Origin of the sequence: Pseudomethylobacillus aquaticus (assembly GCF_003730115.1) — a bacterium.
Lineage (GTDB): Bacteria > Pseudomonadota > Gammaproteobacteria > Burkholderiales > Methylophilaceae > Pseudomethylobacillus > Pseudomethylobacillus aquaticus.
On record NZ_RJVP01000005.1, the window covers coordinates 209,278 to 220,665 of the forward strand.

At 59.8% G+C, this 11,388-nt stretch carries 11 protein-coding genes; 10 read left to right on the forward strand and 1 reads right to left on the reverse strand.

Features of this window, described 5'->3' with window-relative positions:
• Positions 1-25: 25 nt before the first annotated feature.
• Entirely contained in the window at positions 26-415 is a 390-nt protein-coding gene (panD, locus tag ED236_RS10290; RefSeq protein WP_123237909.1) for an aspartate 1-decarboxylase, read from the reverse strand.
• A gap of 207 nt (positions 416-622) precedes the next feature.
• On the opposite strand from panD, the gene ED236_RS10295 reads away from it, so the two are divergent.
• The 10 genes from ED236_RS10295 (at position 623) to ED236_RS10340 (ending at position 11,187) form a co-directional block, all read left to right on the forward strand.
• On the forward strand, positions 623-1,363 hold the full coding sequence (locus ED236_RS10295) for a GntR family transcriptional regulator (protein ID WP_123237873.1): 741 nt from the start codon (positions 623-625) through the stop codon (positions 1,361-1,363).
• A 95-nt stretch (positions 1,364-1,458) separates the two neighbouring features.
• Positions 1,459-2,658 (forward strand): malic enzyme-like NAD(P)-binding protein, encoded by a 1,200-nt coding sequence (locus ED236_RS10300; protein WP_123237874.1) that lies wholly within the window; start codon positions 1,459-1,461, stop codon positions 2,656-2,658.
• Positions 2,655-3,047, forward strand: coding sequence for a succinate dehydrogenase, cytochrome b556 subunit (gene sdhC / locus ED236_RS10305; protein ID WP_240032119.1), 393 nt, complete (start codon positions 2,655-2,657; stop codon positions 3,045-3,047). The genes ED236_RS10300 and sdhC overlap by 4 nt, the downstream gene beginning before the upstream one ends.
• Positions 3,041-3,400, forward strand: coding sequence for a succinate dehydrogenase, hydrophobic membrane anchor protein (gene sdhD / locus ED236_RS10310; protein WP_123237876.1), 360 nt, complete (start codon positions 3,041-3,043; stop codon positions 3,398-3,400). The genes sdhC and sdhD overlap by 7 nt, the downstream gene beginning before the upstream one ends.
• Positions 3,401-3,438: 38 nt before the next feature.
• Positions 3,439-5,193 (forward strand): succinate dehydrogenase flavoprotein subunit, encoded by a 1,755-nt coding sequence (gene sdhA, locus ED236_RS10315; RefSeq protein WP_123237877.1) that lies wholly within the window; start codon positions 3,439-3,441, stop codon positions 5,191-5,193.
• A 178-nt stretch (positions 5,194-5,371) separates the two neighbouring features.
• Positions 5,372-6,139, forward strand: coding sequence for a succinate dehydrogenase iron-sulfur subunit (locus tag ED236_RS10320; RefSeq protein WP_123237878.1), 768 nt, complete (start codon positions 5,372-5,374; stop codon positions 6,137-6,139).
• On the forward strand, positions 6,136-6,396 hold the full coding sequence (locus ED236_RS12510) for an FAD assembly factor SdhE (RefSeq protein ID WP_162299610.1): 261 nt from the start codon (positions 6,136-6,138) through the stop codon (positions 6,394-6,396). Before ED236_RS10320 ends, ED236_RS12510 begins: the two co-directional genes overlap by 4 nt.
• Positions 6,397-6,475: 79 nt before the next feature.
• Positions 6,476-7,633 (forward strand): HpcH/HpaI aldolase/citrate lyase family protein, encoded by a 1,158-nt coding sequence (locus ED236_RS10330; protein ID WP_123237879.1) that lies wholly within the window; start codon positions 6,476-6,478, stop codon positions 7,631-7,633.
• A 247-nt stretch (positions 7,634-7,880) separates the two neighbouring features.
• A complete protein-coding gene (locus tag ED236_RS10335) occupies positions 7,881-9,524 on the forward strand; it encodes an acetate--CoA ligase (RefSeq protein WP_123237880.1) in 1,644 nt (547 codons plus the stop codon).
• 148 nt (positions 9,525-9,672) lie between these two features.
• Positions 9,673-11,187 (forward strand): fumarate hydratase, encoded by a 1,515-nt coding sequence (locus tag ED236_RS10340; RefSeq protein ID WP_123237881.1) that lies wholly within the window; start codon positions 9,673-9,675, stop codon positions 11,185-11,187.
• Positions 11,188-11,388: the final 201 nt, after the last annotated feature.

An 11,388-nucleotide genomic window follows, 5' to 3' on the forward strand; every position in this document is an offset into this window, starting at 1 on the left:
TCTGTGCGCATGTAGACCGGCCTGTTCAGGCCGATTTCGCAAGCTGTATCGGGATGGCCTGCGCGCGGCGTTGGATCCTGTTGGTTGCATCGACGTACACCAGCGTGGGCTGAAACGTGGTCAGCTCCGCCTCCGGATAGGTGGCATAGCTGGCGATGATAAGGATGTCACCCGGCGCGGCCTTACGCGCTGCAGCGCCATTGACAGAAATTATGCCAGAGCCGGGCTCGGCGCGTATCGCATAGGTAGTGAATCGCTCGCCATTGTTCACATTATAAATAGCGATCTGCTGGTATTCGTGGATATCGGCCGCTTGCAGCAGCTGTTCATCAATAGCGCAGGAGCCTTCATAGCCCAGTTCGGCATGGGTCACCGTCACGCGGTGCAGCTTGGATTTCAGCATGGTTCGTTGCATGCGGGCGCTGTCAGCCAATCTGGCCGTCCTCGGATAAAAAAATCGTCATCGATGCATAAAAGTGCTTGACGTGGTGGGACTGTATCTGCGACATTAGGCGCTGTCAACATATCTTATATCTTATATAAGACTTGCAGCCGGAAAACTTGAAGAAAGAAAACGTGCAGCTAGCAGAGTTGCAACTTGAGAACAAAAGAAGAGTACACCATGACCCCGACCAAACAGCATACCTCGCCCAGCTTTCGGCCACTCTATGAGCAGATCAAGGTCTTGCTCACCCAGAGCCTGATCGCAGGAGAATGGCATCCGGGCGAGGCCATCCCCAGCGAGCATGAGCTGGCTGCGCGCTTCAAGGTCAGCCAGGGCACCGTGCGCAAGGCCATCGACGAGCTTGCTGCAGAAAATATCCTGATTCGTCGTCAGGGTAAAGGCACATTTGTCGCTACCCATAATGAAGAAGGCATCAAGTTGCGTTTTTTGCGCCTGACGGCGGCGGACGGCCAGAAAGAGTTGCTGGAGAACCAGATGGTGGATTTTTCCAAGACCAAGGCACAAGGCGACATCGCCCGCATGCTGGATCTCAAGGCGGGCACCTCGGTCATCGAAGCCAAGCGTCTGCTGACCTTCTCGGGTCGCCCCATGATCCTGGATCACATCATCATCCCGGCCGGGCCATTCAAAGGCATCACCGCCACCAAGATCCAGGAAAAGAACGGCTCCATGTACAGCATGTACGAAACCGAATTCAAGATCCGCATGATACGTGCGGAAGAGCGTCTGAAAGCGGTGGCTGCGGATGAAGAGGTGTCGCGTCTGCTCGGCATACCGCTGCATTCGCCTTTGCTGAGCATCGAGCGCGTGTCCTACACCTATGGTGACGTGCCCATGGAATGGCGACTGGGCTTGTGCATCACCGATACCCACCATTACATGAACGAGCTTGAATAGACCCACACGCCCGCAGCTTGTGAAGCAGGTCGCACCTGCTGGCAGGCAAGCATTAACAACTAAGCAAGCGCCATCACTGACACTGGAACAACCGAATGAGCGATCTAAAGCAACGTGCCCTTGATTACCACGCGTTTCCGCGCCCCGGCAAACTGTCGGTGGAATCGTCCAAGCCATGCACGACACAGAGTGATCTTTCGCTGGCCTACACGCCTGGCGTGGCCGAGCCGGTGCGCGAGATCCACCGCGACCCGGCCAACGCCTACCGTTACACCAACAAGGGCAATCTGGTGGCCGTGATCACCGACGGCACGGCAGTATTGGGGCTGGGTGACATGGGCGCATTGGCCAGCAAGCCGGTCATGGAAGGCAAGGCCGTGCTGTTCAAGCGCTTTGCCGGTATCGATGTGTTCGATATCGAGATCAATGCTCCCAGTGTGGAGGCCTTCATCGAAACCGTGGTCAACATCGCGCCCACCTTTGGCGGTATCAACTTGGAAGACATCGCCGCACCCCATTGCTTCCGCATCGAGAAGGAATTGCGTGAGCGCCTGGATATCCCGGTGTTCCACGACGACCAGCACGGTACCGCCGTCATCGTTGCGGCCGGCCTGCTCAATGCACTGGAGTTGCAGGGCAAGCAGCTCAATCAGGTCAATATCGTATTTTTGGGGGCGGGGGCGGCCGGTTGCGCCTGTGCTCGCCTACTCAAGGTGATGGGCGCACAGCACATCACCATGGTGGATCGCAGCGGTGTGCTGTATGGCCAGCGCGACGATCTGCATGACATGAACCGTGACCTGGCGCGGGATACCGATGCACGTACGCTGGAGGATGTCATGCCGGGTGCGGATGTGTTCATCGGTGTGTCGGCAGCCAACGCGCTGGCGCCGGACCTGCTCAAACTCATGGCTGCCAAGCCCATCGTGTTCGCGCTGGCCAACCCGGACCCGGAGATCCTGCCGGTGCAGGCCCATGCGGTACGCGACGACCTGATCATGGCCACAGGCCGTTCCGATTTTCCCAACCAGGTGAACAACGTACTCGGTTTTCCATTCCTGTTCCGTGGCGCACTGGATGCGCGTGCCAGGCAGATCAGCATCGCCATGCAGATCGCCGCATCGCGCGCGCTGGCTGAGCTGGCACGCCTGCCGGTTCCGCAGGAGGTGCTGGATGCCTACAAGCTGGATGCGCTGGAGTTCGGCAAGGAGTACATCATCCCCAAACCGTTCGACCCACGCCTGCTTGAGCATGTGGCTGGCGCGGTGGCGCGTGCCGCAGTAGCGCAGGCATGAGTACGGGGATCGCCATGCCTTACGACCAACGACCCAAGAACCTCAATCTGGCTAGCATCCGTTTGCCGGTGCCTGCGCTGGTGTCCATCCTGCACCGCGCTTCGGGTGCCCTGATCTTTCTGCTGCTGCCGGTGCTGTTGTGGGCGCTGCAGCAATCCACGGAGGCGGGCGGCTATGCCGGGCTGGTCAATATGATGGATAGCGCTTGGATCAAGCTGCCCTTGCTGGTGCTGATCTGGGCCTTCATCCATCACTTTCTGGCAGGCATACGCCATCTGACGCTGGATATGCGTTTCGGTCTGGAGATCCGTCAGGCGCGCCGCAGCAGCAAGCTGGTGCTGGTGGCTGGCCTGCTGCTGACCTTGCTGACGGGGATCTGGCTATGGTGAACCTGCCACCACGCGCTGTCGCCGGGGCCAAGCATCACGGCTCGTATGAGTGGCTGTTGCAGCGTTTCACTGCCGCCATCATGGCCATCTACACGCTAGGCATGATCTCGCTGCTGATGATCAGACAGCCGGACGGGTATAGCGAGTGGGTCGCCATCACCGACAACAACACCTGGCGTTTCGGCACGCTGCTCACGCTGCTCAGCCTGTTCGTGCATGCCTGGCAGGGCGTGCTGGATATTCTCAACGACTACATCAAGCCGCTGGCGCTGCGTAAAGCACTGAAGCTCGCCACATTGCTGGCGCTGGTGTGGTACGCCGTATGGTCGGTGCTTATCTTGTGGAAACTCTAGTCTTATGGAAGCTCTAGTTTTATGGAAGCGGTAGCGGTATGAGTCTCATCAGTCAATCGTTCGATGCCCTGATCGTGGGTGGCGGTGGTGCCGGTTTGCGCGCTGCCTTGCAGTTGTCCGAGGCAGGCCTGAATGTCGCGGTCATCTCCAAGGTGTTCCCTACCCGTTCGCATACTGTGGCGGCGCAGGGCGGCATCGCGGCCTCGCTGGGCAATGTCAGTGAAGATAACTGGCTGTGGCATATGTACGACACCATCAAGGGGTCGGATTATCTGGGTGACCAGGATGCCATCGAGTTCATGTGCCGCAACGCGCCTGCCGCCATCTACGAGCTGGAGCATTTCGGCATGCCATTCGACCGTATGGACAGCGGCAAGATCTACCAGCGACCGTTCGGCGGCATGACGCAGAATTTCGGCGCTTCCCCCATCTCGCGCACCTGTGCCTCAGCCGACCGTACCGGTCATGCCATGCTGCATACCTTGTATCAGCGCAATCTGCGCTGCAATACCAGGTTCTTTGTGGAATGGCTGGCGCTGGACCTGATCCGCGACAGCGAAGGCAGCGTGCATGGCATCACTGCCATGCAGATGGAGACCGGCGAAGTCAGTATCCTGCAGGCCAAGACCACGCTGTTCGCCACCGGCGGTGCCGGACGTATCTTCCAGGCCAGCACCAATGCTTTCATCAACACCGGCGATGGCCTGGGTATGGCGGCACGTGCCGGCATCCCGCTGCAAGACATGGAGTTCTGGCAGTTCCACCCCACCGGGGTGGCCGGAGCCGGTGTGCTGATCACCGAAGGCGTGCGCGGTGAGGGCGGCTATCTGCTCAATAGTGAAGGCGAGCGCTTCATGGAGCGCTATGCGCCTGGTGCCAAGGATCTGGCCAGCCGCGACGTGGTGTCGCGCGCCATGGCCACCGAGATCAAGCAAGGGCGTGGCGTGGGCCCGGAAAAGGACTGTCTGCTGCTCAAGCTGGATCATCTGGGTGAAGAGCTCATCAAGCACAAGCTGCCGGGCATACGCGAGATCGCCAGGAATTTCGCTGATGTGGACCCGGTGAAAGACCCTATCCCGGTAGTGCCCACCGCGCATTACATGATGGGCGGCATCCCCACCAATCTGGATGGCCAGGTGGTCAAGAACGCTGCCGGTGATGTCGTACAAGGTTTCTACGCCGTAGGGGAATGTGCCTGCGTGTCGGTGCATGGTGCCAACCGGTTGGGTTCGAATTCGCTGCTCGATCTGATGGTGTTCGGCCGCGCGGCGGGTGAGCACATGCTGAACCACGTGCGTCAGCATCCCAATCACCGGCCTTTGCCTCGAGATGCAGGTGAGCAGACGCTGGCGCGTCTGGCCAGGCTGGATCAGCAAAAAGAGGGTGAGAATGTCACCGAAGTGGGTGCCGAGATGCGCCGTGCCATGCAGACCCACTGTGGCGTATTCCGCTTCCCGGATCTGCTGGAAGCGGGTGTCAGCAAGATACATGAACTGCAACAGCGCATCGCCCGTACCGGGATCAAGGACAAGAGCCAGGTGTTCAACACCGCGCGCATTGAAGCCCTGGAGCTGGACAACCTGATCGAAGTGGCAGTGGCCACCATGGTGGCTGCCGAGGCGCGCAAAGAGAGTCGCGGTGCGCACTGCCGTGAAGACCACCCCCAGCGCGATGACGCCAACTGGCTCAAGCATTCCCTGTATCACAGCACGGAAGCGAGGCTGGATTTCCGCGCCGTGCGCATGCAGCCGCTGACGGTGGAACCTTTCCCACTTAAAACACGGGTTTATTGATGATTTACCAATCAAATAACAAGCTCGTCATACCGGCGAAAGCCGGTATCCAGTGCTGCGCAGTGCGAAACGATGGTTGGATGTCTGCTGCGCAGCGCTTGCTCAAAACTTCGCCACAAATGGCTTGTTTTTCGGGTAGGCCCGCAATGACAGCTGGTTTTTTTAAAGGATTCTGAGCATGCGTTTTTCCATCTATCGCTTCAACCCGGATGTGGATCTTGAGCCCTATATGCAGGACTACGAGGTGGCTTTGCAGCCCGAGGACCGCATGCTGCTGGATGCCTTGTTGCGCATCAAAACCATGGACGACACGCTGAGCATGCGTAAATCCTGCCGTGAAGGCGTGTGCGGTTCCGATGCCATGAACATCAACGGCAAGAACGGCCTGGCCTGCGTGACCAAGCTGTCGTCCCTGAGCGAGCCGGTGGTGGTGCGCCCCATGCCCGGCCTGCCCGTGGTGCGTGATCTGGTGGTGGACATGACGCAGTTCTTCGAGAACTACAACTCGGTGAAGCCGTATCTGGTCAATCACGACCCGGTGCCCGAGACCGAGCGTCTGCAGTCGCCAGAGCAGCGCGCCAAACTGGACGGCTTGTACGAGTGCATCCTGTGCGGTGCCTGCACGACTTCGTGCCCGTCGTTCTGGTGGAACCCGGACAAATTCGTCGGTCCGGCCGGCCTGCTGCAGGCCTACCGCTTCATGGCCGACAGCCGCGATCAGGTGCTGGAACAGCGGCTGGATAATCTGGAAGACCCGTTCCGCCTGTACAAATGCCACAACATCATGAATTGCGTGGACGTGTGCCCCAAGGGTCTGAGCCCGGCCAAGGCCATCAGCAAGATCAAGGAGCTGAAGATGAAAGGGCTGAAGTCCGGTGGCTTCAAGGCGCCCGCATCCGGCACGGCGCTGGCAGGCAAACAGATCAGCATCAAGAGAGTCCCTTGAGGCCGACACGCAATCAGGTGCTATGGCGTTGCCGTCGTGGCTTGCTGGAGCTGGACATCGTGCTGCGCCAGTTCATCGAAGCGCGTTACGACGATCTGGACGATGTGCTGGCCAAGGCTTTGCTGGAACTGCTGGAGCTGCCGGACAACGACCTGCTGGATCTGGTCACCGACCACAAGCAGTCCAGCGAGATGCAACAGCAGACCGTATTGCTGATGATGCGTGAACACCATCTGCGCACTCCGCACCAGGGCTGAACAGCGTGAGCGCATAACCATCATTGCATCAGCGCATAGCAGCGCATAAAGAATAAGCATGACCAGAGGAGTGTAGTCCATGAATAACATTGCCAGTGCAGCGGCGGACAATTTCCAGCAGGGCGAATATTGCCGCGTGTTCAATGCCAGCCTGCTGGGCGATAACTGGCCGGGCATACAGCTGTATTACCCGCCAGTGAAATACGCGCCTTCGCTTGGCATCTACGAAGACCTGCCCACTGCCGCGCAGCGCATGAAAAAGCATGCGCACCACACACATGCGCATACGCTGATCTTCGATCTGGAAGACGGTTGCCGCATGAAGGAGATGAGCCGCACGCTGTTGCGTCAGGAGCTGCCGCTGCTGCGCGAGAAGAACCGTAACGTCACGGTGGCACTGCGCGTCAATCCGTTCCGCACCGATGAATACGAGCTGGACATGGCGCTGGTGCGCGACATGGCCGATTACATCGACGTCATCATGCTGTCCAAGGCAGGCGAGTCCTACGGCGCGGCCGAGGTGCGTGATCTGTCCAACACGCTGGTGGATGTGAACAGCAAGATCACCATCCAGCCCATCATCGAGCATCCCAAGTCGCTCAAGATCGCGCCAGATCTGATGCAGTACGCCACCGTCAAGCACGTGGTGTTCGGCATCCACGACTTCTCCAAAGCCATGGGCATCAGCATCACACCGGAAAACTGGGTGGAAGAGCTGTTCTATTTCCTTAACCAGATCATGTTCGAGGCGCGTATCGCCGGTAAGGGCGTGATCGGTGGCGTGGAAACCCTGATCGGTTCCAGCAGCATGCCGGAGAAGTTCCTGGAGCCACACGACGTGCGGCGCTGGCTGGACCTGCATGGCGAGAAGGAATCGCGCATCGTCTACAAGCATGCCTGCCAGGAAGCGGCCATGGGCCTCACCGGCAAGCAGGTCATCCATCCTGGTCACATCCACTTGTGCAAGGTGGCGTATACGCCTTCGCCTACCGAGGTGCGCCAGAAAGTGAATGTGCTGAAAGCCGCTATCGAGGCCGATGCACTGCTGGGCGGCGCCATCAAGTTCGAAGGCGAGATGCTGGACCCGCCCATGTTCGGCAAGGCGTTGCAGACCCTGCTACGCGCGCATGCCTTGCGTGCGCTGGGCGAGGAAGACACCGAGTTCGCCATCACCGTGTTGCAGAGGTTGCCGGCACAAGTGATCAGACAGAACTGGCCATACGGCGTCATTCTGTGATGTTGATGATGACTGGGCGTGTACTTTGTTGCGCTTGCTTGCCGTACTGGCATGTACTGTGGTTACGGCCGCTGCGCTTAACCTGCCAAGGCGGGTTAGCCTGCACCGCAACTACGTTGTCTCGCGTCTTGCGCTCCGTACGCCTTGCACTCAAGCCGCTCGCTACGGTTTTAGGATGCACTACCAATAGCGTCGCCAATAAAAGTGATAACAAAGTCAGTCCGGAGGGTGTGTCATGAATGCCACTATGCAAGTTACCAAACCAGATCTGAAGCCATTTGAGCCCTGGGCCTGGCAAGTGCCGGAGTACTTCAATATCGGCGTGGCCTGTACCGATGCCCACCTCGGTACCCCGACTGAGCAGCGCATCGCCATGATCGTGGAAGATGATGTGCTGGGCTGTTCCGAGATCAGTTTTGCCGGTCTTGCCGCCCGCACCAGTCAGTTCGCGCAGTTGTTGCGCGAGTTGCAGGTAGGCACTGGCGAGCGGGTGTTGATCCGCCTGCCTAACTGTCTGGATTATCCGACCGCCTTTCTGGGTGCCATGAAGCGCGGCGCCATCGCGGTGCCGACCTCGACCTTGCTGACGGTGGAAGAGGTGCTGTATCTGGCGCGCGATTCAGGCGCAGCGGTGCTGGTCACCGACAAGCCGATGTGGGCCAGGCTGCATGACCAGTTAGGTGATCTGCCGCAGTTGCAGCATGTGTTGTTGTCCGGGCCGGGCGAGGTGCAGGCGGGCGTGGGCGTACAAGTGCATGATCTGGATGCGGCGCTGGCGGCGATCACGGTGTGGTCCGGGGCTGCAGAGACGCGTGCCGATGATCCGGCCTATCTGGTCTACACCTCGGGCACCACCGGTTACCCCAAAGGCGTACTGCATGCGCACCGCGCCATGATAGGCCGCACGCCGGCCTCGCGGTACTGGTTCGATTTTGCAGCGGATGGCGACCGCATCATGCACTCGGGCAAATTCAACTGGACCTATGTGCTGGGCTCCGGCCTGATGGATCCGCTGTTCCTGGGCAAGACCGTGATCGTGCACGAAGGCAAGAACGACGCCACCACCTGGCCACGGCTGATCGCCAAGCACAATGCCACCATCTTCATCGGCGTGCCCACCATCTACAGGCAGATCCTGCAGAAGACCGCGCTGACCCGCGTGGATGTGCCCAGTCTGCGGCACTGCATGAGCGCAGGCGAACACCTGTCCGACGAGGTGTTCGAGCAATGGCATGCCAGGTTTGCCACGGATATCTATGAAGCGGTGGGCATGTCCGAGTTTTCGTATTACCTGTGTCAGACCAAGTCACGCCCCATACGCCCCGGCTCGGCGGGCTTTCCGCAGCCCGGCCATGCCATCCAGTTGCTCAATCCGGACACCTTGCAGCCGGTGGCAGCAGGCGAGGAGGGCATGATCTGCGTGCCGGACAGCGACCCCGGCCTGTTCCTGGAATACTGGAACCTGCCCGAAGAGACCGCCAAACTGCGCCATGATGGCTGGTTCTTCACGGGCGACTATGCGCGTTACGACGCGGATGGCTATATCTGGTTCCTGGGCCGCAAGGACGACATCATCAAGAGTTTCGGTTATCGCGTGTCGCCCTACGAGATCGAACGCGTACTGAAATCGCACCCGGCGGTGGCCGACTGCGCCGCCATCGGCGAAGAGATCGAAAAGGACAAGGTGTTGGTGGTGGCCTATGTGATCCCGCATGCGGGGCAGGACGTCACGCCGGATCAGTTGCTGGCCTTCGGCAAACAGCATCTGGCCGCTTACAAGGCTCCCAAGGCGATCTATCTGGCTCGGGATTTTCCACGTACCAAGAATGGTAAAATCCTGCGTCGCGATGTGAACCCTGGCATCGCCACGGCAAAATCGAGCGCAAGCTGATGCAGGCACGTCATTCCGACCTTGTCATTCCAGCGTAAGCTGGAATCCACTGACGCGTAAAACCTGCAGCTTGCATGATGGAAGTGGATTCCAGGGCTAGTCCTAAATAAGATAGCCCGGAATGACGATCAGGGAAATCTGGCACCCAATGACCATAATTAAAGAACAAGACTTCATCCACAGCATCGCCGACGCGCTGCAGTTCATCTCTTATTACCATCCTGCCGATTACATTCAGGCGCTGGGTGCGGCGTATGCGCGTGAGCAGTCCCCTGCCGCCAGGGATGCCATCGCGCAGATCCTCACCAACTCGCGCATGTGTGCCGAGGGCAAGCGCCCCATCTGCCAGGACACCGGCATCGTGGTGGCCTTCGTCAAGGTAGGCATGCAGGTGCGCTGGGACACCGACCGTGGTGTGGAAGACATGGTCAACGAGGGTGTGCGCATCGCTTATCTGCATCCGGACAACACCCTGCGCGCCTCCATGGTGAGTGACCCGGCAGGCAAGCGCGGCAACACGCGCGACAATACGCCAGCGGTGGTGCATGTGTCGCTGGTGCCGGGTGCCGAGGTCGAGATCAGCATCGCCGCCAAGGGCGGCGGCTCCGAGAACAAAGCCAAATTCGTGATGCTGAATCCCAGCGACAGCATCGTGGACTGGGTGGTGAAAACCGTGCCGACCATGGGGGCAGGCTGGTGCCCGCCCGGCATGCTGGGCATAGGCATAGGCGGTTCGGCAGAAAAAGCCATGGTCATGGCCAAAGAGTCGCTGATGGCGCCGATCGACATGCATGAACTGCAGGCGCGTGGCCCGCAAAGCCGCATCGAGGAACTGCGTCTGCAGCTCTATGACAAAGTGAACGCGCTGGGCATAGGCGCACAGGGCCTGGGCGGCCTGAGCACCGTGCTGGACGTGAAGATCCTCGATTACCCCACGCATGCGGCTTCGCTGCCGGTGGCCATGATCCCCAACTGTGCCGCTACGCGCCATGTGCACTTCACGCTGGATGGTAGTGGTCCGGCGGTGCTGACGCCGCCCTCGCTGGCCAGTTGGCCGGATGTCACCTGGTCACCCAGCCCGCAGGCGCGCCGTGTGGACCTCAACATGGTCACAAAGGCAGACGTCGCAAGCTGGCAACCCGGCGAGACCCTGCTGCTGAATGGCAAGCTGCTTACCGGGCGCGACGCCGCACATAAGCGCATGGCCGAGATACTGGCGCGCGGCGAAGCGCTGCCGGTGGATTTCACCAACCGCTTCATCTACTACGTCGGCCCCGTCGATCCGGTGCGTGACGAGGCGGTCGGCCCGGCCGGACCCACCACCGCCACGCGCATGGACAAGTTCACCGACCTCATGCTGGACAGCACCGGCCTGCTGGGCATGATAGGCAAGGCAGAACGCGGCCAAGCCACCATAGACAGCATACGCAGTCACCAATCGGTGTATCTGATCGCGGTGGGTGGTGCCGCCTACCTGGTTTCCAAAGCCATCAAATCGGCCCAAGTGCTGGCATTCGCCGACCTCGGCATGGAAGCCATCTACGAGTTCGACGTGCAGGACATGCCGGTGACCGTGGCCGTGGACAGTCAGGGCGTGTCCGTGCACAGCACCGGCCCGGCACAATGGCGCGGCAAAGCCAGCATCCCTATCCAGTCCGAATAGCCGTCGTTCCCGTATGGGCGGCAGTGTCATGCCGCCTTTAATCTTCTTCCGTCCTAGTCATTCAATTCGAATGGCCGTCGTTCCCGCGCAGGCGGGAACCCAGGCAAGGCCCATCACCCGTGATATGCACGTCCCGGCAAGATGTCGATACCGTCATTCAGACGGGAGCACAGCGGAACCCGCATCCCACATCCCGCATCC